The organism is Georgenia sp. Z1491 (assembly GCF_049856175.1).
In the GTDB taxonomy this organism is placed as follows: Bacteria; Actinomycetota; Actinomycetes; order Actinomycetales; family Actinomycetaceae; genus JB111.
In genome coordinates this window covers 41,477-68,403 of the sequence record NZ_JBNDNA010000011.1, presented here as the reverse complement: position 1 = coordinate 68,403, position 26,927 = coordinate 41,477, and the positions used below count along the sequence as shown (strand labels likewise).

Below are 26,927 nucleotides of genomic sequence, written 5' to 3'. Positions count from 1 at the left end.
TCCCGACGCTAAGGACGGCACACGCATGGCATCGACGAACGACCTCAAGAACGGCATGGTGCTGAAGATCGACAACCAGCTCTGGTCGGTCGTCGAGTTCCAGCACGTCAAGCCGGGCAAGGGCCCCGCGTTCGTGCGCACCAAGCTGAAGAACGTCCTGTCCGGCAAGGGCGTCGACAAGACGTTCAACGCCGGCGTCAAGGTCGAGACCGCCACGGTCGACCGCCGCGACATGCAGTACCTGTACAACGACGGCACCGACTTCATCTTCATGGACTCCGCGACGTTCGACCAGATCCCCGTGCGCCCCGAGGTGGTCGGCGACGTCGCGAACTTCATGCTCGAGAACACCGACGTCGTCGTCGCCACCCACGACGATCAGGTGCTCTTCGTCGAGCTGCCCGCCTCCGTCGTGCTCGAGGTCACCGAGACCGAGCCCGGCCTCCAGGGCGACCGCTCCTCGGCCGGCACGAAGCCCGCCACCCTCGAGACCGGCTACCAGATCCAGGTCCCGCTGTTCCTCGAGCAGGGCGTCAAGGTCAAGGTCGACACCCGCTCGGGCGACTACCTCGGACGCGCCTGAGTGGGCGGAGAGACACCCGCGCGCGAGGACGACCAGGGCCTCGACCGCGCGCCGACCGGCTCCGCGCCGGTGAGTAAGGACGTCCCTGCGCAGGTGAGCGAGGACGAAGCTGTGCCGTCGACCGAGGACCTGCCCGCGCCGCTGACCGAGGACGAGCCGACTCCGGTCGAGGTCACGACCGAGGACGAGGTGCCCGCCGGCGCGGTCCGCGTGAGCGCGGACCGGTCGGACTCGGTACGGGGGAGCACCTCGGACACCCAGGGCGTGCGCAGGGCCTTCCACGCCACCGCCCGGACCAAGGCGCGTCACCGGGCGCTCGACGTCCTGTTCGAGGCCGACGCCAAGGGCCTGGTCACCGACGGCGACCGGCTGCTCGCCGTCCTCGCCGAGCGCGGTGGGCGCACGATCGCGCAGGACGGCCTGCCCGCCTACGCCGTCGAGCTCGTCGAGGGCGTCGCCGACCACCTGACGATCATCGACGAGATCCTCACCGCCACCTCCCACGGCTGGTCGCTCAGGCGGATGCCCGCGGTCGACCGTGGTCTGCTGCGGCTGGGGGTCTTCGAGGTCGTCTTCCTCGACGACGTCCAGGATGGGGTCGCCATCGAGCAGGCGACCTACCTGGCCGGCCGGCTCTCCACCGACGACTCCCCGCGGTTCGTCGGCGGCGTCCTCGGCGAGGTGTCCAGGAACAAGGACCTCTACCGGATCTGACCCGCGCCCGGCGTACCCTGGGCGCACCGACATCCTTTAACGATCTGTCCAGCGAGGCAGGGAAGGAGGTCACGGCACCATGTGCCCCGACCCGGCTGCATCCGCAGACCCCACATCCACATCACCCACGCCGGCCGGCGAGAGAGCCGGACGCGAGGTCCTCACCGCGAGCGACATCGACCGCTCGCTTACCCGCATCGCGCACGAGATCGTCGAGCGCAACCAGGGCACCGACGACCTCGTCCTGCTCGGCATCCCCACGCGCGGCGTCCCGCTGGCCGCCCGGCTCGCGGCCCGCGTCGCGCGCGCCGCCGACCTCGCCGAGCCGGTCCCGCACGGCTCGCTCGACACGACGATGTACCGCGACGACCTGCGCGACCACCCGGTCCGCGGCCTCGAGCGCACCGACATCCCGGTCGACCTCACCGGCCGCACCGTCGTCCTCGTCGACGACGTCCTCTACTCCGGGCGCACCATCCGCGCGGCGCTCGACGCCCTGTCCGACCTGGGCCGACCGCGCCGGGTCCAGCTCGCGGTCCTCGTCGACCGCGGCCACCGCGACCTCCCGATCCGCGCCGACTTCGTCGGCAAGAACCTGCCGACCTCCCGGGAGGAGAGCGTGCGGGTCTCGCTCGCGGAGACCGACGCGGGGATCATCGCCGCGACCGACGCCGGCGGCACTACCGATCGCACTGCCGACGAGGTCGCGGCCGCCATCCACACCGACGCCGGCACCCACGCCGTCGGCGGCACGCCGGAGTCCGTCCGGATCGTCGGGGAGGGGGACCGATGAGGCACCTGCTCTCCGCCGCCGACCTCTCCCGCGCCGAGGCCGTGCGCATCCTCGACACCGCCGAGCAGATGGCCGCCACGCAGGAACGGGAGATGAAGAAGCTCCCCACCCTGCGCGGCCGCACGGTCGTCAACCTCTTCTTCGAGGACTCCACCCGCACGCGCATCTCCTTCGAGGCGGCGGCCAAGCGCCTGAGCGCCGACGTGATCAACTTCTCGGCCAAGGGATCCTCGGTGTCCAAGGGCGAGACGCTCAAGGACACCGCGCTCACGCTGCGCTCGATGGGCGCGGACGGCGTCGTCGTCCGGCACCCCGCCTCCGGCGCGCCGCACCGCCTCGCGCACGCCGGCTGGACCGACGTCCCGATCCTCAACGCGGGCGACGGCACCCATCAGCACCCCACGCAGGCCCTCCTCGACGCCTTCACGCTGCGCCGCCACCTGCACTCGCGTGCCGAGGAACCCGCGCCCGGGGAGCCCCCGACCACCGACACCCCGGCCCCGCCGGGCAGCGACCTCGCCGGGGCGCGCGTCGTCGTCGTCGGGGACGTCCTGCACTCGCGGGTGGCGCGGTCGAACGTCGACCTGCTCACCACGCTCGGCGCCGACGTCACGCTGGTGGCCCCGCCGACGCTCCTGCCCGTGGGCGTGGGCGCCTGGCCCGCGCGCGTCGAGCACCACCTCGACGCCACCCTCGAGGCCGCGCCCGACGCGGTGATGATGCTCCGCGTCCAGCACGAGCGGATGTCCGCCGGCGGGGGAGGGTTCTTCCCCTCGGCCCAGGAGTACCACCGCCTCTACGGGCTCGACGCCGCCCGTCTCGCGCTCCTCCCGGCGCACGGCATCGTCATGCACCCCGGCCCGATGAACCGCGGCCTGGAGATCTCCGCCGACGCCGCCGACTCCGAGCGCAGCGTCGTCCTCGAGCAGGTCCGCAACGGCGTCGCCGTGCGCATGGCCGTGCTCTACCTCCTGCTTGCCGGCTCCGAAGGGACCACGTCATGACCAGCTACCTCATCACCGGGGCACGGCCCCTCGGCGGGGACCGGGCCGACCTCCTGCTCTCGGGCGGGACGATCACCGCCGTGGGCGACGACGCGGCCGCGCAGGCCTCGTCCGACGCCGTCCGGGTCGACGCCGACGGCCTCGTCGCGCTGCCCGGCCTCGTCGACCTGCACACCCACCTGCGCGAGCCCGGCCGCGAGGACACCGAGACCGTCCGCACCGGCTCCCGAGCCGCGGCCGCGGGCGGCTTCACCGCCGTCCACGCGATGGCCAACACCATGCCGGTGGCCGACACCGCCGGCGTGGTCGAGCAGGTCTGGCGCCTCGGCCGCGAGGCCGGCTACGTCGACGTCCGACCCGTCGGCGCCGTGTCCGTCGGCCTGGCCGGTGCCCAGCTCGCCGAGCTCGGCGCCATGCACCGCTCCGCGGCCGGCGTCACCGTGTTCTCCGACGACGGCCGGTGCGTGAGCGACCCCGTCCTCATGCGCCGGGCGCTGGAGTACGTCCGCTCGGTCGACGGCGTCGTCGCGCAGCACGCGCAGGACCCGCGCCTGACCGAGGGCGCCCAGATGCACGAGGGCGTCGTCTCCGCCGAGCTCGGCATGACCGGCTGGCCGGCGGTCGCGGAGGAGTCGATCATCGCCCGCGACGTCCTGCTCGCCGAGCACGTCGGCTCCCGGCTGCACGTCTGCCACCTCTCGACCGCCGGCTCGGTCGACATCGTCCGCTGGGCGAAGGCCCGGGGGATCGACGTCACCGCCGAGGTCACGCCGCACCACCTCCTGCTCACCGACGACCTCGTGCGCGACTACGACCCGCTGTACAAGGTCAACCCGCCGCTGCGCACCGCGGCAGACGTCGAGGCCGTGCGCGCCGGGCTGGCCGACGGCACGATCGACATCGTCGCCACCGACCACGCCCCGCACGCCGCCGAGGACAAGGACACCGAGTGGGCCGCCGGCGCGATGGGGATGACCGGGCTGGAGACCGCCCTGGCCGTGGTCACCACGACGATGGTCGCCACCGGCCTGCTCGACTGGGCCGGGGTCGCCCGCGTGATGTCGACCGCGCCCGCGAGGATCGGCCGCGTCGCCGACCAGGGCCGGCAGCTCGTTCCCGGCGCCCCCGCCCACCTCACCCTCGTCGACCCGGCCGCCCGACGCACCGTCGACACCGCGGCGCACGCCTCGCGGTCCCGCAACTCGCCGTTCGCGGGCCGCGAGCTGGGTGGCGCCGTGACGCACACGTTCTACGCCGGCCGGGCGACCGTCCTCGACGGGTCCCTCGTCGACGACCTCGCCGGCATGCCCGAGAAGAAGGAGTCCTGAGTGAGCGCCGAGCGCACACCCGCCCTGCTCGTCCTGGAGGACGGCACCACCTACCGAGGATCTGCCTGGGGCGCGGGCGGCCGCACACTCGGTGAGATCGTCTTCTCCACCGGCATGACCGGCTACCAGGAGACCCTGACCGACCCGAGCTACCACCGCCAGATCGTGGTGATGACGACGCCGCACGTCGGCAACACCGGCGTCAACGACGAGGACGACGAGTCCGACCGCGTGTGGGTCGCCGGCTACGTCCTGCGCGACGCCGCCCGGCGGTCGTCCAGCTGGCGGGCCACCGGCGGGCTCGAGGCGCGCCTGACCGCCGAGGGCGTCGTCGGGATCTGCGAGGTCGACACGCGCGCGCTCACCCGCCACCTGCGCGAGGCGGGCGTCATGCGCGCCGGGATCTTCTCCGGCTCCGCGCTGCCCGCGGGCGCCGCGGACCTGCACCCGCAGGCCACCCGGGTCCTCGTCGACGTCGTCCGGGACGCTCCGGCGATGTCCGGCTCCGACCTCGCGGGCGAGGTCTCCACCGGTGAGCGGTACACCATCGAGCCCGACGGCGAGCCCGTCGCCACGGTCGTCGCCGTCGACCTGGGCATCAAGGCCCGTACGCCCGCCCAGCTCGCCGAGCGCGGCGCGCGCGTCCACGTCGTCCCCCGTGACACCACGCTCGCCGAGGTGCTCGCGCTGACGCCGGACGGCGTGTTCTTCTCCAACGGCCCCGGCGACCCGGGCGCGGCCGAGCACGAGGTGGAGCTGCTGCGCGGCATCCTCGACGAGCAGATCCCGTTCTTCGGGATCTGCTTCGGCAACCAGCTCCTCGGCCGGGCCCTCGGCTACGGCACCTACAAGCTCGCCTACGGTCACCGGGGCGTCAACCAGCCGGTCCTGGACAAGGCGAGCGGCCGCGTGGAGATCACCGCGCACAACCACGGCTTCGCCGTCGACGCCCCCGTGGAGGGGGAGTCCGTCGCGCCCTACGACGACGGCCGCTACGGCCGGGTCGAGGTCAGCCACGTCGGCCTCAACGACCAGGTGGTCGAGGGCCTGCGGGCGCTGGACCTGCCGGCGTTCTCCGTCCAGTACCACCCCGAGGCCGCCGCCGGACCGCACGACGGCGAGCACCTCTTCGACCGCTTCCTCGCGCTCATGGCCGCCCACCGCGGCGCCGAGCCCGCGACCCCCACCACCTCCGAGGAGAACTGATGCCCCGCCGGACCGACCTGAGCTCCGTCCTCGTCATCGGCTCGGGCCCGATCGTCATCGGCCAGGCGGCCGAGTTCGACTACTCCGGAACCCAGGCCTGCCGCGTGCTGCGCGAGGAGGGCCTGCGGGTGGTCCTCGTCAACTCCAACCCGGCGACGATCATGACCGACCCGGAGGTCGCCGACGCGACCTACGTCGAGCCGATCACCCCCGAGGTCGTCGAGGCCATCCTCGTCAAGGAGAAGCCCGACGCGATCCTGCCCACCCTCGGCGGCCAGACCGCGCTCAACACCGCGATCGCGCTCCACGACTCCGGCGTGCTCGACCGCCTGGGCATCGAGCTCATCGGAGCCTCGGTCGACGCCATCAACAAGGCGGAGGACCGCTTCGCGTTCAAGGAGGTCGTCGAGCGCGCCGGCGGGGAGTCCGCCCGCTCGGTCATCGCGCACTCGATCGACGAGGTGCACGCCGCCGCCGACGAGCTCGGGCTCCCGCTCGTGGTCCGCCCGAGCTTCACCATGGGCGGCCTCGGCTCGGGCCTGGCCCACACGCGCGAGGACCTCGACCGCATCGCCGGCGCCGGCCTGCACTTCTCGCCGACCACCGAGGTGCTCCTGGAGGAGTCGATCCTCGGGTGGAAGGAGTTCGAGCTCGAGCTCATGCGCGACCACGCGGACAACGTCGTGGTCGTCTGCTCGATCGAGAACGTCGACCCGGTCGGCGTCCACACGGGCGACTCGATCACCGTGGCGCCCGCCATGACGCTGACCGACCGCGAGTTCCAGCGGATGCGGGACATCGGCATCGCGGTGCTGCGGGAGGTCGGCGTCGACACGGGCGGCTGCAACGTCCAGTTCGCGGTCGAGCCGAGCACGGGCCGCATCGTCGTCATCGAGATGAACCCCCGCGTGTCCCGGTCCTCCGCGCTGGCCTCGAAGGCGACCGGCTTCCCGATCGCCAAGATCGCAGCGCGCCTGGCCATCGGCTACACGCTCCCGGAGATCCCGAACGACATCACCGGCTCCACGCCCGCGAGCTTCGAGCCGGCGCTGGACTACGTGGTCGTCAAGGTCCCGCGGTTCGCGTTCGAGAAGTTCCCCGCCGCGGACCCCACGCTCACCACCACCATGAAGTCCGTGGGCGAGGCCATGGCGCTCGGTCGCAACTTCACCGAGGCGCTCGGCAAGGCGCTGCGCTCCCTGGACCAGTCCGGCCAGCAGTTCCACTGGCGCGGCGAGGCGCCCGCCGGTGAGGAGCTGACCGCACTCGTCGCCTCGACGGCCACGCCCACCGAGCACCGCCTCGTCGACGTGCAGCAGGCGATCCGCGGCGGCGCGAGCGTCGAGGAGCTCTTCGAGGCGACCTGGATCGACCCGTGGTTCCTCGACCAGATGGTGCTCGTCGAGGAGGTCGCCCAGGAGGTGGCCGGCGCGCACGCGCTCACCTCCGGCGTCCTCGCGCGGGCCAAGCGGCACGGCCTGTCCGACGTCCAGATCGGGGAGCTGCGCGGCCTGTCCGAGGACGCCGTGCGCGAGGTGCGCCGGGCGTTCGACCTGCACCCGGTGTTCAAGACGGTCGACACGTGCGCCGCCGAGTTCGCCTCGCAGACGCCGTACCACTACTCCGCCTACGACGCCGAGAGCGAGGTCGCGCCCCGGGAGAGGCCGGCCATCATCATCCTCGGCTCGGGCCCCAACCGGATCGGGCAGGGCATCGAGTTCGACTACTCGTGCGTGCACGCCACGCTCGAGCTCGCCGACCGGTTCACCACGGTGATGGTCAACTGCAACCCGGAGACGGTCTCCACCGACTACGACATCTCCGACCGCCTGTACTTCGAGCCGCTGACGTTCGAGGACGTCATGGAGGTCTACCGCGCCGAGCTCGCCGCCGGCCCGGTCGAGGGCGTCATCGTCCAGCTCGGCGGCCAGACGCCGCTCTCGCTGGCGCAGCGCCTCGCGGACGCGGGCGTGCCGATCCTCGGCACGCCGCCGCAGGCCATCGACGCGGCCGAGGACCGCGAGATCTTCGGCCGCGTCCTCGACGACGCCGGGCTGCCGTCCCCCGCCCACGGCACCGCCGTGACCCCGGCGGACACGCTCGCCGTGGCGGGATCCATCGGCTACCCGGTGCTCGTGCGGCCCAGCTACGTGCTCGGGGGCCGCGGCATGCAGATCGTCTACGACGAGGCCGACCTCACCGACTACCTCGCCGACGCCACCGTCCACGCCGGCGACGCGACCCGTCGCGCGGCCCCGCTGCTCGTGGACCGGTTCCTCGACGACGCCGTGGAGATCGACGTCGACGCCCTGTACGACGGCACCGAGCTCTACCTAGCCGGCGTCATGGAGCACGTCGAGGAGGCCGGCATCCACTCCGGCGACTCCTCGTGCGTGCTGCCGCCCGTCTCGCTCTCCGCCGGCGAGATCGCGCGCATCCGCGACTCGACCGAGGCGATCGCCGCAGGCGTCGGCGTCCACGGGCTCATCAACATCCAGTTCGCCCTGGTCTCCGACGTCCTGTACGTCATCGAGGCCAACCCGCGCGCCTCGCGCACCGTGCCGTTCGTCGCCAAGGCCACCGGCGTGCCGCTCGCGCGCGCCGCGGCGCGGGTGATGGCGGGGGAGTCGATCGCCGACCTGCGGGCGTCCGGGCTGCTGCCCGCCGTGGACGCCTCCACGATCGACCTCGGCTCCGCGATCGCCGTGAAGGAGGCCGTGCTGCCCTTCAAGCGGTTCGCCACCCGCGAGGGACAGGTCGTCGACTCCATCCTCGGGCCGGAGATGCGCTCCACGGGTGAGGTCATGGGGGTCGGTCCGACCCTCCCGGTCGCCTTCGCCAAGTCCCAGACCGCGGCGTTCGGCGGGTTGCCGAGCGGCGGTCGGGTGTTCGTGTCCGTCGCCGACCGGGACAAGCGGGACATCGCCGGGCCGGCCGCCCGGCTCGTCGACCTCGGGTTCGAGCTCCTCGCCACCGAGGGCACCGCGGCGGTCCTCCTGCGCCACGGCATCCCCTCGACGACGGTGCGCAAGCACTCGGAGGGGCGGGGACCGAACGGCGAGCCGACGATCATCGACCTCATCACCGACGGCTCGGTGGACATGGTCATCAACACCCCCAGCGGGCAGGGCTCGCGCGCGGACGGGTACGAGATCCGTACCGCGACCACGGCCGTGGACCGCGCGATCATCACGACGACGGCGCAGCTCGTCGTCGCGGTGCGCGCCATCGAGGCCGAGCGGGCCGGGGCGTTCGACGTCGCCTCCCTCCAGGACCTCGACGCCGCGCGCGACGAGCGCCTCGGCCTGGGCCGGGCGGGCGCCGCCGCTCCTGGCAGCGCCGCTCCCGGTAGTGCCGCTCCCGCGGCCGGGGCGAGCGCATGACGCAGGCCGGCGGCGAGTCGGCCGGCGACGCGTCATCCGGGCGCCACGCACCTGCTCCCCGCACAGGGTTCGGCGAGCGGCTCGCCGGCGCGATGGACGACCACGGGCCGCTGTGCGTCGGCGTGGACCCGCACGCCGGCGTCCTTGCGTCCTGGGGGCTGGCGGACACCGCCGACGGGGCGCGCGAGCTCGGCCTGCGCGTCGTCGACGAGGTGGCGGGCTCCGTGGCGGCCCTCAAGCCGCAGTCGGCGTTCTTCGAGCGGCACGGCCCGGCCGGCTGGGCGGCCCTGCAGGAGGTGCTGGTGGCCGCGCGCTCGGCGGGCGTGCTGACGATCCTCGACGTCAAGCGGGGCGACATCGGCTCGACGATGGCAGCCTATGCGGCCGCGCACCTCGCCGACGACGCCGCGATGCCCGCGGACGCGATCACCGTCTCGCCCTACCTCGGGCCCGCCTCGCTCGACGAGACCGTCCAGCTCGCGCACGCGGGCGGTCGCGGCGTCTTCGCGCTGGCCCTCACCTCGAACCCGGAGGGCTCCGCGGTTCAGCACGCCGGCGGCCCGGGCAGGTCCGTGGCGGGTCAGGTCGCGGCCTGGGCAGAGGCGACCAACGCCCGTCTGGGCGCCGAGGCGTCGCCGGGGCCGGTCGGCCTCGTCGTCGGGGCCACGATCGGCACCGCGGCCACGGACCTCGGGCTCGACCTCGACGGGTTCGGCGGGCTGATCCTCGCCCCGGGAGTCGGCGCGCAGGGCGCCGGCCCCGACGAGCTGCGTGCCGTGTTCGGACCCGCCCGCCACCGGGTGCTCGCCGCCGCCTCCCGGGCGGTCCTCGCCGCCGGTCCGCAGCGCGGCGCCGTCGGCAGCGCCGCCCGTGAGACCGCCGCCGTGGTGACCAGCGCGCTGCGCGGACGGTGAGCCCCGGCCCGCGGGACGATCGTCCGGGCGACCCGCGGGGCGACCGCCTGCGACACCCGAGGGCCGACCGCCGGGGCGACCCGCGCGCGGCGCGGTGGCAGGGCGGCGGAGCACCCGCAGGGGGAGTGCGGCGGACCGGCGACGCGCCGTTCACCGCGTCGTCGCCCACGCGGTACGTCCCGGATGCCCGGACGGACCTGCGTGTTCATCTGGCGTGACCCGCGTCTCCCGGGCTAGGGTCAGCCTCTACTCCGGACCGGTGTTCACCAACTGACGAGGTGGTCGTTGTGACAGTCCCCCCGCTCACGGCCGACGAACGGGCTGCGGCCCTGGCCAAGGCCGCCGAGGCGCGTCGCGTGCGCGCCGAGGTCAAGTCCCAGCTCAAGGCAGGCGCCCTGCAGCTCTCGGACGTGCTCAGCCGCGCACCGGACGACGAGGCGCTCAACAAGCTCAAGGTCGTCGCGCTGCTCGAGGCGATGCCCGGCGTCGGCTCCTCCACGGCGCGGGCGATCATGGCGGAGTTCAACATCGCCGAGTCCCGGCGCGTGCGTGGGCTCGGCCCGCACCAGCGCTCGCGGCTCGTCGAGCGGTTCGGCTGACGATCGCGACCGGCGACTGACGACCGTGCCCGTCGACCTGACACAATGACGCGGTGCCGAACGAGACGCCACCGATCGGGGAGACCACCCACGGGCCCGACCACGCGCCCGTCGACACCTCGCGCCTGACCGTGCTGTCCGGGCCGACCGCCGTCGGCAAGGGCACCGTGGTCACCGAGCTGCGGCGCCTGTACCCGGACCTGTGGTACTCCGTGTCGGCCACCACGCGGCCGATCCGGCCCGGCGAGGTCGACGGCGTGCACTACCACTTCCTCACCTCGGACGAGTTCGACGAGGCCGTCGACTCCGGCGAGATGCTCGAGTGGGCGGTGGTCCACGGCGTCCACCGCTACGGCACGCCGCGCCGCGCCGTCGTCGACCAGCTCGCCGCCGGTCGGGCGGTCCTGCTCGAGCTCGACCTGCAGGGCCACCGCCAGGTGCGCGCCGCACTGCCCGGGGCCCGCCACGTGTTCCTCGCCCCGCCCGACCGGGTCGAGCTCGTCCGGCGCCTGGTCGGTCGGGGCACGGAGACCGAGGAGGAGCGCGAGCGCAGGCTCGCCACCGCCGACGTCGAGCTGGCCTCCGTCGCGGAGTTCGACGAGATCATCGTCAACTCCGACGTGACCGAGGCCGCACTGGCCCTTGCCGGGCTCCTGGGCCTGGTCCGGCAGCCCGCACGCTAGGATGGCGGTCCGTGTGCCCGTCGCCCTCACGCGCGAGCGCACCCATCATGCGAGGAGGACCCATGGCCGGAACAGTCGCCGAGCCGATCGGCATCACGGACCCGCCGATCGACGAGCTCCTGACCACCGTCGACTCGAAGTACGCGCTCGTCATCTACGCCGCCAAGCGCGCGCGTCAGATCAACACCTACAACCAGCAGCTGCAGGACGGTCTCCTGGAGTTCGTCGGCCCGCTCGTGCCGTCGGCCCCGGAGGAGAAGTCGCTGTCGATCGCGCTGCGCGAGATCAACGCCGGGCAGCTCACCCTCACCCGTACCGAGGACTGATCCGGTCGTGACGTCGAGCACCGGGGGAGAGGGCGTGCGCGCCCCCCGCCGGCTCGACGTCGTCCTGGGTGTCACCGGCGGCATCGCCGCCTACAAGGCCCCCCTGGTCCTGCGCCTGCTGACCGAGGCCGGCCACCGCGTCCGCGTCGTGCCGACCGCCACGGCCCTGGAGATGGTCGGCGCACCGACGTTCGAGGCGCTGTCCGGGCAGCCCGTCCGCGCCGGCGTGCTGGACGGCGCCACCGCCGTCGACCACGTCGATCTCGGCCGGCACGCGGACCTCGTGATCGTCGCTCCCACGACGGCGCACACCCTCGCCCGGGCCGCCGCCGGCCTCGCGGACGACCTGCTCACCGCGACGCTGCTCACCGCGACCTGCCCGGTGCTGCTGGCGCCCGCGATGCACACCGAGATGTGGCAGCATCCGGCCACAGTCGCCAACGTCGCGACCCTGCGCTCCCGGGGCGTCACCGTCCTCGACCCCGACTCCGGCCGACTCACCGGTGCCGACACCGGGCCGGGGCGCCTGCCCGAGCCCGAGCGCATCGTGACCGCCGGCCTCGCGCTGGTCGGACTGACCCCTGGCGGCCGCCCGGTCGCGGCGTCGTCGGGTGCCGCCCCGTCGGGTGCCGACTCGGCGCAGGTCCCCGCTCCGCTCTCGTCCGGCGCGTGCCCGCCGCGTCGCCAGGACCTGGCCGGTCGCACGGCCATCGTCTCGGCCGGTGGCACGTACGAGCCGGTCGACCCGGTCCGCTTCATCGGCAACCGGTCCAGCGGCCGGCAGGGCGTGGCGATCGCCCGCGCCGCGGCCGACCGCGGCGCCCGGGTGACCCTCCTCGCGGCCAACGTCGAGCGCGCGCTGCTGCCCGACGAGCTCGCGATCGAGGTCGTCCCCGTCGGCTCCGCCCTCGAGCTGGCCGAGGCCGTCCAGGACACTGCCGCGGAGGCCGACATCATCGTCATGGCGGCAGCCGTCGCCGACTTCCGGCCGGCCGAGGTGGCCGGGACCAAGGGCAAGAAGGACGGCAGCGGCCGACGCACGATCGAGCTCGTGGAGAACCCGGACATCCTCGCCGGGCTCGCGGCGGACCGGTCCCGCCCCGGCCGGCTCGTCGTCGGGTTCGCCGCCGAGACCGGGGACGAGACGGGCAGCGTGCTCGACCACGGCCGGGCGAAGGCGATCCGCAAGGGCGCCGACCTGCTCGCCGTCAACGCCGTCGGGGTCGGGGTCGGCTTCGGCGATGTCGACACCGAGCTGACGATCCTCGACGCCGCGGGCGAGGTCGTGACCACCGGCGCCGGCAGCAAGGCCCAGATGGCGGACATCCTGCTCGACGCGATCGTCGATCGACTGGCGGAGCCTACGATTCAGCGGTGACCCAGCTGCGCACCTTCACGTCCGAGTCCGTCACGGAAGGACACCCGGACAAGATCTGCGACCGGATCTCCGACGCGATCCTCGACGAGCTCCTCGAGGTCGACCCGGACGCGCGGGTCGCCGTCGAGTGCCTCGTCACCACGGGTCAGGTCCACGTGGCGGGGGAGATCCGCACCAACGGGTACGTCGACATCCCCACCATCGTCCGGCGCGAGATCAGCGCGATCGGCTACACGTCCTCCGAGGTCGGCTTCGACGGCCGGTCGTGCGGCGTGTCGGTCAGCGTCGGCGAGCAGTCCGCGGACATCGCCGCCGGCGTGGACAAGTCCCTCGAGACCCGCGACGACCTCGGCGAGATCGACCCGCTCGACGTGCAGGGCGCCGGCGACCAGGGCCTGATGTTCGGGTACGCCACCGACGAGACCGACACGTTGATGCCGCTGCCGATCCACCTCTCGCACCGGCTGGCCGAGCAGCTCGCCGCGGTCCGGCGTGAGCACCAGGTCCCGTGGCTGCGGCCCGACGGCAAGACCCAGGTCACCGTGGGCTACTCCCGCGGCGGCCCGGCCGCGATCACGGGCATCGTCGTCTCGACCCAGCACGACGAGGACGTCACCGGGTCGATGCTCGACGAGGCCGTCCGCACGCTGGTGGTGCAGCCGGTCCTCGCGGCCGAGCTCGCGGGCGTCGCGGCCGACGTCGACACCGCCGAGCTCGCGCTGCTCGTCAACCCGACCGGCCGGTTCGTGCTCGGCGGCCCGATGGGGGACGCGGGGCTCACCGGACGCAAGATCATCGTCGACACCTACGGCGGCATGTCCCGCCACGGCGGCGGCGCCTTCTCCGGGAAGGACCCGAGCAAGGTCGACCGGTCCGCGGCCTACGCCATGCGGTGGGTCGCAAAGAACGTCGTCGCCGCGGGACTGGCCCGGCGCTGCGAGGTCCAGGTCGCCTACGCCATCGGTCAGGCTGCCCCGGTCTCCCTGTATGTCGAGACCTTCGGCACCGCCACGGTCCCCGAGGAGGCCATCGAACGGGCGGTCCGGGAGGTCTTCGACCTGCGACCGCTCGCCGTGATCAGGGACCTGGACCTGCTCCGCCCGATCTACCGGCCGCTGGCGGCGTACGGCCACTTCGGCCGGCCCGGCCTCGACCTCCCGTGGGAGCGCCTCGACCGCGTCGAGGCCCTGCGCGCCGCCGCGGCCTGAGTCCGGCGGGGCCCGAGCCCGGCGGGGTGTGAGCGCGACGCGGCCGACGGCGCCGGCCCACAGGTGCCTCCCCGCGCGCGTCCTGCACAGACCGCCCCGGCGGTCGGCCCCGCCGTCGGCGCTCCGTGATGTGATGTGGCGATGACCCCCCGAGCCGAGCAGCCCTCCCTGGGCGAGCTCGTCGACCTTGCCGCGGTTCCGCCCGGCGGCGCGGGGGACCCGGACGCCGACGTCGTCTCCGTGCTCGTGGAGACCCCGCTCGCCCACCTCGACCGGCCCTTCGACTACCTGGTCCCACCGGCGATGGCCGACCGGGTCGCCGTCGGCTCCCGGGTGCGCGTGCGCTTCGCCGGTCGCGAGCTCGGGGGGTACGTCACCGCCCGCACGCGCGGGACGACGCGCTCCGACCTCGCCCCGCTCCGGCGCGCGGTGAGCGCCGTGCCGGTGCTGGCCGAGCCGGTCGCCCGGCTCTGCCGCGCCGTCGCCCGGGCACACGGCGGCACGACCGCCGACGTCGTCCGCCTCGCCGTTCCGCCCCGCCATGCCGGCACAGAGGAGTCGATGAGGGGGGCCGACCAGGCCGCTCCCGGTCAGGACGGACCCGCGCACCAGCACGAGCCCCTCGACGCCGACGGGGCGCGCCGCCCGGACGCGCCGGTACGCGAGGACGGTCCGGGCAGCAGCGAGACAGCACCGGCACCGGTCCCGGCGCCGCCCGTGGATCCCGGCGCGTGGGCCGAGCTCACCGCCGGACCCGCGTTCCTCGCCCACGTCGCGGCCGGTGAGTCGCCCGCCGCGGTCGTCACCGCGCTGCCCGGGACCACGCCCGCGCTCGTCGTGCGCGCAGTCCGGGCCGCGCTCGACGGCGGACGGGGTGCGCTCGTCGTCGCCCCGACCGCCCGGCACGTCGACGACGTCGCCGGCGCGTTGGACGAGGCGGGGATCGCCGACGTCGTGCGCCTGTCGGCGGACGACGGCACCGCGCGCCGGTACCGCACATTCCTGCGCGCGCTCACCGGGCAGGCTCGGGTCGTCGTCGGCACCCGGTCGGCGGCCTTCGCACCGGTGGCTCGGCTGGGTCTCGTCGTCGTGGTCGACGACGGCGACGACCGGCTCGCGGAACCGCGCGCACCTTACCCCCACGTCCGTGACGTCCTGCTGGCGCGCCACCTGGACGAGGAGCAGGACGCGACCGCGAGCGAGGACCGGCCACGGACGTCGGGGGAGCGGGCGGCGCTGGCGATCATCGGCGTCGGGCGATCGGTCGCCGCCCAGCACCTGGTGGCCACCGGCGTCGCCGCCTCCCTCGCGGCCGACCGCTCCCTCGTGCGCTCCCGTACGCCGCGCGTCACGGCACCGACGGACCTCGACCTCGCCGCCGAGGGCCCCGCGGCGGCGGCCCGCATCCCGCATGCGGCGTGGCGGCTCGTGCGCGACTCGCTCGCCACGGGGCCCGTCCTCGTCCAGGTGGCGCGCGCCGGCTACGTACCCGCTCTCGCCTGCGAACGGTGCCGTGAGCCCGCCCGCTGCCGGCACTGCTCCGGCCCCCTGCAGGCCACGCGCGCGGGCGGACCGCCGAGCTGCCGCTGGTGCGCCCGCGCCGCCGCCGACTTCCGCTGCCCCCACTGCGGCTCGCCGTCGCTGCGGGCGATCCGCGTCGGGGCCGGACGCACCTCCCACGAGCTGGGCCGTGCCTTCCCGGGCGTGCCGGTCCTGGCCTCGGACGCGGGCCAGGACACGGGCGTGGCCAGGACGGTCGACGACCGTCCGCGGCTCGTCGTGGCCACGCCCGGCGCGGAGCCGACCGCGGAGGGCGGGTACGTCGCGGCACTGCTGCTGGACGGCGGGGTCGCGACCGCCCGGCCCGGGCTCGCTGCCGCCGAGGAGGCGCTGCGGCGGTGGGTGAGCGCCGCGGCCCTGGTGCGGCCCGCGACCGACGGCGGCAAGGTCCTGCTGCTCGGACGGCCGGCCCCGCACGTCGCCCAGGCACTGGTGCGCTGGGACCCGGTGGGGCTCGCCGAGCGGGAGCTCGGCGAGCGTGCCGAGCTCTCGCTGCCTCCCGCCGTGCCCGTGGCCGTGGCCGAGGGCGCAGCCGCCGCGCTCCGTTCGTTCCTCGCCCACCTGGCCGCGGACGCGCGGGCCGACCGGGTGGAGGTGCTCGGTCCGGTGCCCGTCGACCCGCCGGCCACCGACGCACGAGGGCCTGGGCGCTCCGCCCGCGACGCGGCTCGCGACGGACCCGCCGAGACACCCCAGGCGCGTGCCGTGCTGCGGGCGGCCGACGACGTGGAGCTGGGACCGCTGCTCGCCGCCGCCGCGGCCGCGCGGTCCGCGCGCAAGGAGCCCGGCACCGTGCGCGTGCAGGTGGCGCCGACCGACATGCTCTGAGCGCGTCGACGCCGCGCGCCCCGATGCCGGCCGCCGGCCCTCGCGGAGGCAGCAGGTCGGCACGGCGCTTACCATCGAAGGCGTGCGAGTCCTGTTCGCCGGTACTCCGGTCGTGGCGCTTCCGGCCCTGCACCACCTGCTGCAGTCGCAGCACGAGGTGGTGGGGGTCCTCACGCGCGCTCCCGCGCCGCGGGGCCGCGGCCGGACGCTCCATCCGTCTCCCGTGGGGGAGGCGGCCGCGGAGGCCGGACTTCCGGTGCTCACGCCACGTACCCTGCGCGACGACGACGTCGTGGAGGAGATCCGGGAGCTCGGGGCCGACGTCGCGGCGGTGGTCGCCTACGGCTTGCTCGTCCCGCCGCCGGCCCTCGCGGCCACCGCCCACGGGTGGGTCAACCTGCACTTCTCGCTCCTGCCCGCCTACCGGGGCGCGGCGCCCGTCCAGCACGCGCTCCTGGCCGGCGAGGACGTCACCGGAGCCACGACCTTCCTCCTCGACGAGGGGCTCGACACCGGTCCCGTGCTCGCGACCATGACCGAGACGATCCAGCCCACCGACACTTCCGGCGCGCTGCTCGACCGCCTCTCGGTCGCCGGTGCCCGGCTGCTCACGCGCTCGCTGGAGACGCTCGTCTCGGGTCTGATCGACCCGGCCCCGCAGAGCGCGCTCGGGGTGTCCACGGCGCCCAAGCTGGACCCGTCCGACGGGCTCCTCGACCTCGACGCGCCCGCCGAGCGCATCGACCGCGTGGCTCGGGCGACGACGCCGTCACCCGGCCCCTGGACCACGCTGCCCGACGGCTCCCGGCTCAAGCTCCGGCCCTTCACCCTGCGCCCGGACGTCACGGACCTCGCACCGGGCGAGCTGCGGGAGACCCGGCGAGACGTGCTCGTCGGCACGGCGACGCACGCCCTGCAGCTCACCGAGCTCGCGCCCGCCGGCAAGAGCTGGATGGCGGCCGACGCGTGGGCCCGCGGCGCACGGCTCGAGGCGGGCGACCGGCTCGGCGCCCACCGGCCGGGCGCATGACCGACGCACGGCGCAGTCCTGGTCTTCGCGGCGGCCCGGTTCGACGCAGCCCCGGTCGACGCGGCGGACCCGACCCGGCCCGCCGGGCGGCCTACCAGGTCCTGCGGCAGGTCCACGACGACGACGCCTACGCCAACCTCGTGCTCCCCGGCCTGCTGCGCGAGCGCCGGATCGCGGGGCGCGACGCCGCGTTCGCGACGGAGCTCGCGTACGGCACCCTGCGCATGCGGGGCCGCTACGACGCGATCCTTGCCCTCGCCTCCGGACGGGACGTCGCCGCGCTCGACGCGCCGGTCCGCGACGTCCTGCGGCTCGGCACCCACCAGCTGCTCGGGATGCGCGTCCCCTCGCATGCGGCGGTGGCCGAGTCGGTCACGCTCGTGCGCGAGGTCGCCGGGCAGTCACCGACCGGGCTCGTCAACGCGGTCCTGCGGAAGGTCGCGGCCCGCGACGTCGAGGACTGGCTCGACGACGTGGCGGACGCCGCGCGGTCCGGCGGCGGCGAGTGGTTCGACGTCGCGGCGGCCGTCGAGTCCCATCCCGCGTGGATCGTCCGCGCGCTGCAGCAGGCCCTGCTCGCCGACGGTCGCGACGGACGCGAGCTCGGCGACCTGCTCGACGCGGACAACACCCCGGCGCGGGTCACGCTCGTCGCCCGCCCCGGCTGGTCGTCCGTGGGCGAGCTCGGCCGTCAGGCGCGCGACCTGGGCGGCGACGTGGAGCAGCACCCGCTCCCGGGCGCGGTCGACCTCGTCGGCATCGCGCCCGGCGAGCTCGCCGATGTCGCCACCGGCCGGGCAGGGGTCCAGGACGCGGGCTCACAGCTCGTGACGCACGCGCTCCTCGCCGCCGAACTCACCGGTCCGGCGGCCGACGACGGCGGGACCTGGCTCGACCTCTGTGCCGGGCCGGGAGGGAAGGCCGCCCTCCTCGCGGCGGAGGCGGGGCGCCGCGGGGCTCGGCTCGTCGCGAACGAGGTCCAGCCGCACCGGGCGGACCTCGTGCGTCGCGCGGTGGCCAGGGCCGAGGGCGACGTCCGGGTGACGGTGGGGGACGGTCGCCGCGCGGCCGGGACGCTCGTCGAGGCCGGTCGCGAGGGGGCGGACCGCATCCTGCTCGACGCGCCCTGCACGGGGCTCGGCGCTCTGAGGCGCCGCCCGGAGGCCCGCTGGCGCCGGAGCCCGGAGGACCTCGCCGCGCTCGCCGCGCTCCAGCGCGAACTGCTCGACGCCGCCGCGGACGCCCTCGCCCCGGGCGGGGTGCTCGCCTACGTCACCTGCTCCCCGCATGTCACCGAGACCCGCGCGCAGGTCTCCCGCCTGCTGCGGGCAGGAACGGGGCTCACACTGCTGGACACGGCCCGGATCACGCGGTCGGTCGCCGGGGGACTCGCCGACGACGTCGTCGGAAGCTCGCTGGACGGCGCGGAAGGCACCGTCGTCCAGCTGTGGCCGCACGTCCACGGCACGGACGCGATGTTCCTCGCGCTCCTGCGCCGCGAGGCCTGATCCGGGGCGCGCGCACGGCCGCCCGACCGAAGGCGGACATCGATGCGGCCCTCGGGGGCGCGAGCGGTACTCCCGTGCGTCGCCGGGAGGCTAGCCTCGGTCCATGGCCCCCGTCGTGATCTCGCCGTCCATCCTCACCAGCGACCTCGCCGACCTGCGCGGCGAGCTCACGCGGATCTCGGGCGCGGACTACGCGCACGTCGACGTGATGGACAACCACTTCGTGCCCAACCTCAGCTGGGGTCTGCCCGTCGTCGAGGCGTGCGTGCGCGTGAGCCCGGTGCCGATCGACGCCCACCTGATGATCGAGGCGCCCGAGAGGTGGGCCGTCGGCTACGCGGAGGCCGGCTGCGCGTCGGTGACCTTCCACGCCGAGGCCGCCGCGGCGCCGGTCAAGCTCGCCCGGGAGCTGCGTGCGGCCGGCGCGAAGGCCTCGATCGCCATCCGTCCCGGCACGCCGTTCGAGCCGCTGGTCGACCACCTCGCCGAGTTCGACATGATCCTGCTGATGACCGTGGAGCCCGGCTTCGGCGGGCAGTCGTTCATCGAGTCGGTCCTGCCGAAGATCCGCCGTGCCCGCGAGGCGGTCTCGGCCGCCGGGCTGGACATCCGCCTCCAGGTCGACGGCGGCATCTCGCGGGCGACCATCGAGCGCGCCGCAGACGCGGGCGCCGACACGTTCGTCGCCGGGTCGGCCGTCTACAACGCCGAGAACGCGAACGACGAGATCGCCGCGCTGCGGGAGCTGGCCTCGGCCGCTCACGCGCACTGAGCAGGCCTCCCGGCCGGGCGCCGGAGGACCGTCGGCGCCACGGGGAGTTCTCCCCGCCCGTTCCCGGCGGCCGGCACCTGAACGTCACTCGTCGTTCACCTCTCGGACCCGTCCGCGGGTCACGCTCCACGCAGACCCCATGACCGGGCTGCTCGCCCCGTCGTGGCCCGCCGACGAGGAGCACGAGATGACGCTGGAGATCGACCCCTACTCGACCGCCGCCGTCGGGGACGACGTCTGGGTGGACGGCATGCTCCTGCGGGACGGCGCCGGCGAGCTCCCGGACCAAGGCGTCATGGACCGTGCGGTCGGCACGGGCCCCGACCGGATCGCCGGTGACCTGTCCTCCCTGCGCTCGGCCATCGCCGACTTCCTCTCCACGCACGACACCGGCCTGCTCGCGCTCGCCGCGGCGACCGAGGCGTGCGGCTCGTCCACCGTGAGCGTCTCCGAGGGCTTCGACGAGATCGACCACGACTCCGGCACCGGGTTCGACTTCCTCGAGGTCTGAGCCGTGGTCCTCGAAGTCTGACGCGCCGAGCCGCACCACGGCCCGCCGCACGGCCGCACGACACCACGTTCCGCACGCCCCGGGTCGGTCCCGTCCGATCCAGATCCGAGAGGACTCCACATGGCCGGCGCCGATCAGCTCCCGCTGCCCGACGGTGTGGCGACGACGTTCATGGTGCAGGGCACCAACGTCTCGCGCATCCAGGGCCGCCTGCAGCAGACCCTGCTCTCCGACGGCTCGGCCTCGCAGCGGATGCGTGGCGCCTTCCCGGAGGGAGTGACGGCCGCGGCGATCGATACCGAGCTGTCGATCCTGTCCGGCCACGTGCAGACCGCGGCCGAGAACATGGGCGGCGCCGGTCAGCGCATCTGGGACGTCGGAGCCTCGTTCGAGACCTGCGAATCCACGATCGAGGGGCTGCAGACCGAGTGGGACGAGGTCGACACCTGGTTCGACGATGCCCTCGACCAGATCAACTCCGACCCGTACTACACCGATCCCGCGAACCAGCGGGACAAGGCCGAGGCCATCGAGTCGATCGACCTCCAGCGGGAGAGTCGCCGCGAGGACATGAAGGAGCGGTACGACACGGCGCTCGACACCCTGGGCGAGGAGGCCGCCACCGCGGCGAGGAAGCTCACCGAGCTCACCGACGGGTTCGTCCCCGCGGCCCAGCAGGGAAGTGCGGCGGACATCGCCGCCGCGATGACCGAGGGCACCACCATCTCTGACGGCAGCCGGCGCGACCACGTCGCGGACGAGCAGGCAGAGCATGCCGAGGACCTCCTGGAGCGTGCCGAGAACGGCGACGAGGACGCGATCCAGGAGATCGTCGACACGTACGGCGACCTCACCGACGACCCGTACTTCGCGACCGCGCTCATGGAACGGCTCGGTCCGGACGGGGTCAACTCCGTGTCGATGCACCTGATGGAGAGGATCGACGCCTCCGAGGGCTACCCCGACAGGCAGGAGCAGTACCGCGACATGTTCAGCGTCCTCGGCGGGGCGTACACGACCTCGACGGGCTCGCTCGAGGGAATGGATCCGGTCACTCGCGAGGATACGGAGACCTGGCGCACCGAGTGGTACGAGCAGCTGAAGACGAGTGGCCGCGAGGGCTTCAACCCCTATACCGGGCAGCCCTACGAGGAGGGCATGGACGGCACGGCGGTGTACGGGTACGACATCCAGAGCCAGCTCCTTGCCGCAGGCATGGAGGTCAACCCGGACGTCGAGGTGGGCCGTGACTACATGGAGCACGTCGGTACCGACATGGTCGAGTGGGACCAATGGCTCACCGAGAACTTCCCCCACCGGTCCAACACGTCGCACATGGGTGGGAGCATGTACGACCTGGGTGCGTCGCCGCTCGGCGACCTGCACCCCACGGATCCCCGCCGCGACCCGCTGCACAACCTGCTGGCCGCCGCCGGGACGAGCGAGGAGGCCGCCTACGGGCTTCTGCTCGCCGACATCCCTGCCGGAGACGGTGAGACCCAGTCGATCATCGAGTACTACATGCACGGTCGAAGCGACGCCACGGACGGCGCGGTCATGGGTATGCCGGACCTCGGCGTCGAGATGGGGGACGTCCTCGAGAGCTATGCCCTCGACGACGGCGACCGTGAGTCCGTCGAGCTCGCGCAGCAGTCCATCGTCGGGTACAACGACGCGATCGCCGGGTCCGAGCCGATCGCCGGCGACACCGCGGAGACCAGGGCCGGGTTCAACATGATGTCCCTGCGGCCTGCCATGGGTACCGTCATGGCAACCTACGTCGACGACCTCCACACCGGGTTCGATGGCCAGGCGACCGCGGACGGGGTCGGGGCGGGTGACGGAGGGACGTACGACATCACCTTCAGCAACTCCACTCTGAACAACCTCCATCACGTGTTCGGTGACCTCGGGTACGACCGGCCCGAGTCGATCGTCATGCCCGGCGAGGACGGCACGACGCAGGGCGACCCGAACAACCCGCCCGCGCTGCAGCGGATCCTCAACGCCAGCTGCGCGCACACCAACAACGGGATGTACGAGGCGCTGACCGGCGGCAACATGGACGCCGCACAGGAAGCGTTCGGCCGGGGCAGCTACTTCGACGCATTCGTCCTGGAGTCACTCTCGAACGAGAACGGCGACAGCGCGGGCGCTCTCGACAGCTACAACGAGTACATGCAGACGATGGCCAACGCGGGCATCGGCCTCGTGCCCTTCGACGACATCCCGGTCGTCGGCGGTGCCGTCGACAAGGGGATCGACTGGGCCGCGGACCCCGTGCTGGAGGCCATGTTCGAGACCGGGAACGAGGACGCGCAGCGCGCCACCGGCGCCGAGTGGCAGCAGGCGCAGAACGCGATGGTCAACGACCGGTTCTACGCCACCGTCGCTGCGGCCGGGAACTTCGACGGGTCGCCGTCGTTCACGGGGTGGGAGCAGGCGACGGGTCGCGAGCTCGACGCCGGGTCGCAGTTCTGGGACAGCGACGGCTCGGTGATCCCCTACGACCGGATGACGGACGATCAGCGGGCCCAGTTCGTCGACTACCTCAACGACCACGAGGACGGCGCTGGCTCGACGTACGGCTCGATGACCAACGACGCCGAGGGACGGATGAACGACGCCCGCACCCGGGCCGACAACGACAACCTCGCGGCGGATGCCGAGGACGACGAGGACTGATCCTCGTTCGTTCCGCCACCGGGCCCGGCCCCTGTCGTGGGAACGGGCCCGGTCGTCGTACACTGACCCTCGAGCACGTGCTCCGGGGTCGGTGAAAATCCGAACCGGCGGTAACAGTCCGCGAACCCGAGGCCACGCAGAGCAACGCGTGGTCAGGGCCGATCCGGTGGAACTCCGGGACCGACGGTCAAAGTCCGGATGAGAGGAAGCACGCGGTGGGCCATCCGGCCCACCCTCTCGGGACGCCCGCGTCCCCTCGCCCCGGTCGCCACGTCGACCGGGAGGAGGAACGGGTGGCACAGGCCATCGAGCACGACGACGACGCCCGCGCCTCGGCCGACTCCCGCACGCGGGAGCGCACCCGCCCCGGCAGCGCGCTCGCGCCGCTCGCCTTCGGCCTGATCGTCCTGGTCGCCTGGGAGGCCGCCTCCCGCGCGGGCGCCGTCGACCCGTACTTCCTGCCCGCGCCCAGCGCGATCCTCGCCCGCGTCGCCGAGGACCTCGCGGGCCCCGCCCGCGCCTACCTCTGGCCCACGCTGGTCGCCGCCGGCTGGGGCTCGCTCCTGGGCGCAGCCGTCGCCCTGCCGCTCGGCATCGTCATCGCCTCCTCGACGCTCGCCCGCCGCGTGCTCGAGCCCTACGTCGCCGCGTCCCAGGCACTGCCCGCCGTGGCCGTCGCCCCGCTGCTCGCGCTGTGGCTCGGTTACGGCGTCCTGCCCGTCGTCGTCCTGTGCGCCCTCATGGTGTTCTTCCCCATGCTGCTGGGGACCGTGTACGGGCTCACCCACATCGACCCCGACGTGGTCGAGGCAGCCCGCCTCGACGGCGCCGGCGGACCCGTCCTGCTGGCCCGCATCCTCCTCCCGCTCGCGGTGCCCGCGATCCTCACCGGCGTGCGCAACGGCGTCACGCTCAGCCTCACCGGCGCCATCGTCGGGGAGATCGTCACCGGGGGTCGCGGGCTGGGGATGCTGCTCTCCGCGCGCGGAGCGTCCGCCGACACGGTCGGCCTGTTCTCGATCCTCGCCGTCCTCTGCGTCCTCGCCGCGTCGCTGTTCGCCGCGGTCGGGGCCCTGCAGCGCCACCTCCGCCACCGTCAAGGAGCCTGACCATGACCACGTCACCACGCACCGTGCGCCGCGCCGCCGCTCTCCTCGTCGCGGGCCTCGCCGCCACGACGCTCGTCGCCTGCGGCGGCGGCACCGAGAGCCCGACCGAGTCCGGGAGCGACGCCGGCTCCGGCGGCGAGCCGCTGACCATCGGCCTCACCTACGTGCCGGACGTCCAGTTCGCGCCTTTCTACATCGCGCAGGAGCGCGGCTACTTCGAGGACGAGGGCGTCGACGTCGAGCTGCGGCACCACGGTGCCTCCGAGGGACTGTTCACGGCCGCCGAGGCCGGCGAGGAGGACGTCGTCGTCGCGGGCGGGGACGAGATGCTCCAGGCCGTCGCCCAGGGCGCGGGTCTGACCACCGTCGCCACCATGTACCAGGACTACCCCGTCGCGGTCCTCGCGCCGGAGGACTCCGGGATCACCACGCTCGAGGACCTCGCCGGCGCCAGCGTCGGCGTGCCGGGCGAGTTCGGTCAGACCTGGTTCGGCCTGCAGGCGGCTCTGGCCACGCTGCCCGGCGGCGGCGAGGACGTCGACGTCCAGACCATCGGCTTCACCCAGGTCTCGGCGCTCACCGCCGGTCACGTCGACGCCGTCGTGGGCTTCGTCAACAACGACGCCGTCAGCCTGGCCCGCGCCGGCACCCCCGTGCGCGAGATCGCCCTCGGCGACGACGTCCCGCTGGTCGGCGTCGGGCTCGTCGCCACCGACGCGGCACTGGGGGAGCGCGAGGGCGACGTCGCCGCCGTGGTGCGCGCCGTGCTGCGCGGCATGGCCGACATGGCCGAGGATCCCGAGGGCGCGGTCGACGTCGCAGCGACGCACGTCCCCGACCTCACGGGCGAGGACGCGCGCGCGGCCGCGATCGCCGTTTCCGAGGCCACCGCCGCCCTGTACGGGGACGCGGACTCCCGCGGCACGATCGACGCGGAGCGCTGGGCCGCCATGGCGGAGTTCATGTCCTCGGCGGGCCTCCTCGAGGGCGAGGTCGACCCGGAGGCCGCGATCACCGCGCTGCCGGACACCCCGGTCGTGCTCGCCGAGAGCGCCGTAAACTGACGCGCGTGAAGACGTTCGACCAGCTGTTCGCGGAGCTGAGCGCCAAGGCCGAGGAGCGCCCCGAGGGCTCGGGCACCGTCGCCCAGCTCGACGCGGGCGTCCATGCCATCGGCAAGAAGATCGTCGAGGAGGCCGCCGAGGTGTGGATGGCCGTCGAGCACGAGAGCGACGAGGCGGCGGCCGAGGAGATCAGCCAGCTCCTGTACCACGTCCAGGTGATGATGATCGCCCGCGGCCTCCAGCTCGACGACGTCTACCGCCACCTCTGAGCGCGCCCCGCCCGCACCACGGAAGAGACCCCCACATGCTGCGTATCGCCGTGCCCAACAAGGGCTCCCTGTCCGAGCCGGCCGCCGACCTCCTGTCCGAGGCCGGGTACCGCCGACGTCGGGACGCCCGCCAGCTCGTCGTCGCCGACCCCGACAACGAGGTCGAGCTGTTCTTCCTGCGCCCGCGCGACGTCGCCGTCTACGTCGGTGCCGGCACCGTGGACTGCGGCATCACCGGACGGGACCTCCTGCTCGACTCGGGTGCCGACGCCGTCGAGCACCGGGCGCTCGGCTTCGCGCGCTCGACCTTCCGGTTCGCCGCGCCCGAGGACGGACCGAGGCGCGTCGAGGACCTCGCCGGGCTGCGGGTGGCCACCTCCTACGACACGGTCGTGCGCGCGTTCCTCGCCGATCGGGGCATCGACGCCGGCACCGTGCACCTCGACGGCGCCGTGGAGTCTGCCGTCCGCCTCGGGATCGCCGACGCCGTCGCGGACGTCGTCGAGACCGGCTCGACCCTGGCGGCCGCCGGCCTGACGACCTTCGGCGAGCCGATCCTCCGGTCCGAGGCGGTCCTCGTCCGGCGGGCCTCGGGCGAGGAGCCGGACGGCCTGTCCGTGCTCGACCGTCGCATCCAGGGCGTGCTCGTCGCCCGCCAGTTCGTGCTCATCGACTACGACGTCCGCAAGGAGGACGTCGAGCGGACCGTCGCGCTCGCGCCCGGACAGGAGTCGCCGACGATCTCCCCGCTGCGCGACGACGGCTGGGTCGCCGTGCGGGTCATGGTCGAGCGGGCCGGCGTCAACAAGGTGATGGACGACCTCTACACGGCGGGGGCCCGCGCGATCCTCGTCACCTCGATCCTCGCGAGCCGCCTGTGACGCACGACGGGGCCGACGGCCCAGCGGCACCCGACGGCCCGGGAGCCGCTGACGGCCCAGGTGCGTCCGACGGCCAGGGCGCGCCGAAGGGTCACGAGCGGCCCGAGCAGGTCCGGGCCCGGCTCCACCGACCGATCCGCCCAAGACTCGTACCGCTGGTCGCACGGTCGCTGCAGGTCGCCGTCGTGATCGGCGCCGCCGCGATCATCCTGCTCACCGGCCGGATCCCGGGCGTCGAGCACTGGGACCTCACCGACCAGCTGCTCACCGCCCTCCTCGCGCTGATCATCGTCGGGGTGCTCGAGCGCCAGGCGCGCGTCGCCGCGCTGCCGGACGAGGCCGGGCTCACGGTCCGCAACTTCCTGTCCGGACGGCGCGTCGAGTGGGCCGAGATCCTCGGCGTCGAGTACGGCGAGCACCGGCCCTGGGCCAACCTCGACCTCGCCGACTCCAGCACGCTCGCCGTCATGGCCGTGCAGCGCAGCGACGGGCGGCGTGCCACCGTGGCGGCGGCGCGACTGTCGACGCTGGTCGAGCTCCACGCGCGCGAGCTCGGGAACGGCTCCTCCCGCGGCTGACCGGGCCGCCGCC

At 74.0% G+C, this 26,927-nt stretch carries 24 protein-coding genes and 1 riboswitch; all 24 genes read left to right on the top strand.

Translation table 11 applies throughout. The features are described from left to right. Positions 1-25 precede the first annotated feature (25 nt). The 24 genes from efp to ACPYO4_RS11895 all read left to right on the top strand — a co-directional run bounded on the left by efp (position 26) and on the right by ACPYO4_RS11895 (position 26,914). Positions 26-583: an elongation factor P gene (efp, locus tag ACPYO4_RS12010; protein ID WP_425709480.1), complete on the top strand. Its 558-nt coding sequence runs from the start codon at positions 26-28 to the stop codon at positions 581-583. Then, entirely contained in the window at positions 584-1,297 is a 714-nt protein-coding gene (gene nusB, locus ACPYO4_RS12005) for a transcription antitermination factor NusB (protein ID WP_425709479.1), read from the top strand. Between the two features lie 79 nt (positions 1,298-1,376). Beyond that, the gene (pyrR, locus tag ACPYO4_RS12000; protein ID WP_425709478.1) at positions 1,377-2,090 is read left to right on the top strand and encodes a bifunctional pyr operon transcriptional regulator/uracil phosphoribosyltransferase PyrR; all 714 of its coding nucleotides are present in this window, start codon (positions 1,377-1,379) and stop codon (positions 2,088-2,090) included. Then, on the top strand, positions 2,087-3,094 hold the full coding sequence (locus tag ACPYO4_RS11995) for an aspartate carbamoyltransferase catalytic subunit (protein WP_425709477.1): 1,008 nt from the start codon (positions 2,087-2,089) through the stop codon (positions 3,092-3,094). The genes pyrR and ACPYO4_RS11995 overlap by 4 nt, the downstream gene beginning before the upstream one ends. Further along, positions 3,091-4,422 (top strand): dihydroorotase, encoded by a 1,332-nt coding sequence (locus ACPYO4_RS11990; RefSeq protein WP_425709476.1) that lies wholly within the window; start codon positions 3,091-3,093, stop codon positions 4,420-4,422. Before ACPYO4_RS11995 ends, ACPYO4_RS11990 begins: the two co-directional genes overlap by 4 nt. Further along, positions 4,423-5,628 carry a glutamine-hydrolyzing carbamoyl-phosphate synthase small subunit gene (gene carA, locus ACPYO4_RS11985; protein WP_425709475.1) on the top strand — a complete coding sequence of 402 codons (1,206 nt, stop codon included), beginning with the start codon at positions 4,423-4,425 and terminating at the stop codon, positions 5,626-5,628. Further along, the gene (gene carB, locus ACPYO4_RS11980; RefSeq protein ID WP_425709474.1) at positions 5,628-9,011 is read left to right on the top strand and encodes a carbamoyl-phosphate synthase large subunit; all 3,384 of its coding nucleotides are present in this window, start codon (positions 5,628-5,630) and stop codon (positions 9,009-9,011) included. The genes carA and carB overlap by 1 nt, the downstream gene beginning before the upstream one ends. Next, complete coding sequence (gene pyrF, locus ACPYO4_RS11975) at positions 9,008-9,925, top strand: orotidine-5'-phosphate decarboxylase (protein WP_425709473.1); 918 nt, start codon at positions 9,008-9,010, stop codon at positions 9,923-9,925. Before carB ends, pyrF begins: the two co-directional genes overlap by 4 nt. Positions 9,926-10,212: 287 nt before the next feature. Further along, on the top strand, positions 10,213-10,524 hold the full coding sequence (gene mihF / locus ACPYO4_RS11970; protein ID WP_425709472.1) for an integration host factor, actinobacterial type: 312 nt from the start codon (positions 10,213-10,215) through the stop codon (positions 10,522-10,524). Positions 10,525-10,598: 74 nt separating this feature from the next. Then, entirely contained in the window at positions 10,599-11,207 is a 609-nt protein-coding gene (gmk, locus tag ACPYO4_RS11965) for a guanylate kinase (RefSeq protein ID WP_425709550.1), read from the top strand. A gap of 62 nt (positions 11,208-11,269) precedes the next feature. Continuing rightward, complete coding sequence (rpoZ, locus tag ACPYO4_RS11960) at positions 11,270-11,533, top strand: DNA-directed RNA polymerase subunit omega (protein ID WP_425709471.1); 264 nt, start codon at positions 11,270-11,272, stop codon at positions 11,531-11,533. Between the two features lie 34 nt (positions 11,534-11,567). Beyond that, complete coding sequence (locus ACPYO4_RS11955) at positions 11,568-12,911, top strand: bifunctional phosphopantothenoylcysteine decarboxylase/phosphopantothenate synthase (protein WP_425709470.1); 1,344 nt, start codon at positions 11,568-11,570, stop codon at positions 12,909-12,911. Further along, positions 12,908-14,119, top strand: coding sequence for a methionine adenosyltransferase (gene metK, locus ACPYO4_RS11950; RefSeq protein WP_425709469.1), 1,212 nt, complete (start codon positions 12,908-12,910; stop codon positions 14,117-14,119). The genes ACPYO4_RS11955 and metK overlap by 4 nt, the downstream gene beginning before the upstream one ends. A 141-nt stretch (positions 14,120-14,260) precedes the next feature. Further along, on the top strand, positions 14,261-16,507 hold the full coding sequence (locus tag ACPYO4_RS11945) for a primosomal protein N' (RefSeq protein WP_425709468.1): 2,247 nt from the start codon (positions 14,261-14,263) through the stop codon (positions 16,505-16,507). Between the two features lie 82 nt (positions 16,508-16,589). Further along, positions 16,590-17,537 (top strand): methionyl-tRNA formyltransferase, encoded by a 948-nt coding sequence (locus ACPYO4_RS11940; RefSeq protein ID WP_425709467.1) that lies wholly within the window; start codon positions 16,590-16,592, stop codon positions 17,535-17,537. Then, positions 17,534-19,045: an RsmB/NOP family class I SAM-dependent RNA methyltransferase gene (locus ACPYO4_RS11935; RefSeq protein ID WP_425709466.1), complete on the top strand. Its 1,512-nt coding sequence runs from the start codon at positions 17,534-17,536 to the stop codon at positions 19,043-19,045. The genes ACPYO4_RS11940 and ACPYO4_RS11935 overlap by 4 nt, the downstream gene beginning before the upstream one ends. A gap of 103 nt (positions 19,046-19,148) precedes the next feature. Continuing rightward, entirely contained in the window at positions 19,149-19,817 is a 669-nt protein-coding gene (gene rpe, locus ACPYO4_RS11930) for a ribulose-phosphate 3-epimerase (RefSeq protein ID WP_425709465.1), read from the top strand. A gap of 139 nt (positions 19,818-19,956) precedes the next feature. Then, positions 19,957-20,328, top strand: a complete 372-nt coding sequence (locus tag ACPYO4_RS11925) for a hypothetical protein (RefSeq protein WP_425709464.1) — start codon at positions 19,957-19,959, stop codon at positions 20,326-20,328. A gap of 120 nt (positions 20,329-20,448) precedes the next feature. Further along, the gene (locus tag ACPYO4_RS11920; RefSeq protein ID WP_425709463.1) at positions 20,449-23,013 is read left to right on the top strand and encodes a hypothetical protein; all 2,565 of its coding nucleotides are present in this window, start codon (positions 20,449-20,451) and stop codon (positions 23,011-23,013) included. 75 nt (positions 23,014-23,088) lie between these two features. Next, positions 23,089-23,227: riboswitch (FMN riboswitch) on the top strand. A 79-nt stretch (positions 23,228-23,306) separates the two neighbouring features. Further along, positions 23,307-24,122, top strand: coding sequence for an ABC transporter permease (locus ACPYO4_RS11915; RefSeq protein ID WP_425709462.1), 816 nt, complete (start codon positions 23,307-23,309; stop codon positions 24,120-24,122). Between the two features lie 2 nt (positions 24,123-24,124). Beyond that, positions 24,125-25,186 (top strand): ABC transporter substrate-binding protein, encoded by a 1,062-nt coding sequence (locus ACPYO4_RS11910; RefSeq protein ID WP_425709461.1) that lies wholly within the window; start codon positions 24,125-24,127, stop codon positions 25,184-25,186. Between the two features lie 5 nt (positions 25,187-25,191). Beyond that, complete coding sequence (locus ACPYO4_RS11905; protein WP_425709460.1) at positions 25,192-25,455, top strand: phosphoribosyl-ATP diphosphatase; 264 nt, start codon at positions 25,192-25,194, stop codon at positions 25,453-25,455. A gap of 35 nt (positions 25,456-25,490) precedes the next feature. Then, positions 25,491-26,336, top strand: a complete 846-nt coding sequence (gene hisG / locus ACPYO4_RS11900; protein ID WP_425709459.1) for an ATP phosphoribosyltransferase — start codon at positions 25,491-25,493, stop codon at positions 26,334-26,336. Positions 26,337-26,521: 185 nt separating this feature from the next. Then, the gene (locus ACPYO4_RS11895; protein WP_425709458.1) at positions 26,522-26,914 is read left to right on the top strand and encodes a PH domain-containing protein; all 393 of its coding nucleotides are present in this window, start codon (positions 26,522-26,524) and stop codon (positions 26,912-26,914) included. The last annotated feature ends 13 nt before the right edge of the window (positions 26,915-26,927 follow it).

Excerpts from the sequence above, each read along its gene's own strand:
- ACPYO4_RS11990 (WP_425709476.1), top strand. The coding sequence starts at position 3,091 with ATGACCAGCTACCTCATCACCGGGGCACGGCCCCTCGGCGGGGACCGG.
- ACPYO4_RS11910 (WP_425709461.1), top strand. The coding sequence starts at position 24,125 with ATGACCACGTCACCACGCACCGTGCGCCGCGCCGCCGCTCTCCTCGTC.
- hisG (WP_425709459.1), top strand. The coding sequence starts at position 25,491 with ATGCTGCGTATCGCCGTGCCCAACAAGGGCTCCCTGTCCGAGCCGGCC.
- carB (WP_425709474.1), top strand. The coding sequence starts at position 5,628 with ATGCCCCGCCGGACCGACCTGAGCTCCGTCCTCGTCATCGGCTCGGGC.
- ACPYO4_RS11995 (WP_425709477.1), top strand. The coding sequence starts at position 2,087 with ATGAGGCACCTGCTCTCCGCCGCCGACCTCTCCCGCGCCGAGGCCGTG.
- ACPYO4_RS11925 (WP_425709464.1), top strand. The coding sequence starts at position 19,957 with ATGACCGGGCTGCTCGCCCCGTCGTGGCCCGCCGACGAGGAGCACGAG.
- ACPYO4_RS11920 (WP_425709463.1), top strand. The coding sequence starts at position 20,449 with ATGGCCGGCGCCGATCAGCTCCCGCTGCCCGACGGTGTGGCGACGACG.
- ACPYO4_RS11945 (WP_425709468.1), top strand. The coding sequence starts at position 14,261 with ATGACCCCCCGAGCCGAGCAGCCCTCCCTGGGCGAGCTCGTCGACCTT.
- rpe (WP_425709465.1), top strand. The coding sequence starts at position 19,149 with ATGGCCCCCGTCGTGATCTCGCCGTCCATCCTCACCAGCGACCTCGCC.
- ACPYO4_RS11935 (WP_425709466.1), top strand. The coding sequence starts at position 17,534 with ATGACCGACGCACGGCGCAGTCCTGGTCTTCGCGGCGGCCCGGTTCGA.
- efp (WP_425709480.1), top strand. The coding sequence starts at position 26 with ATGGCATCGACGAACGACCTCAAGAACGGCATGGTGCTGAAGATCGAC.
- pyrF (WP_425709473.1), top strand. The coding sequence starts at position 9,008 with ATGACGCAGGCCGGCGGCGAGTCGGCCGGCGACGCGTCATCCGGGCGC.
- pyrR (WP_425709478.1), top strand. The coding sequence starts at position 1,377 with ATGTGCCCCGACCCGGCTGCATCCGCAGACCCCACATCCACATCACCC.
- rpoZ (WP_425709471.1), top strand. The coding sequence starts at position 11,270 with ATGGCCGGAACAGTCGCCGAGCCGATCGGCATCACGGACCCGCCGATC.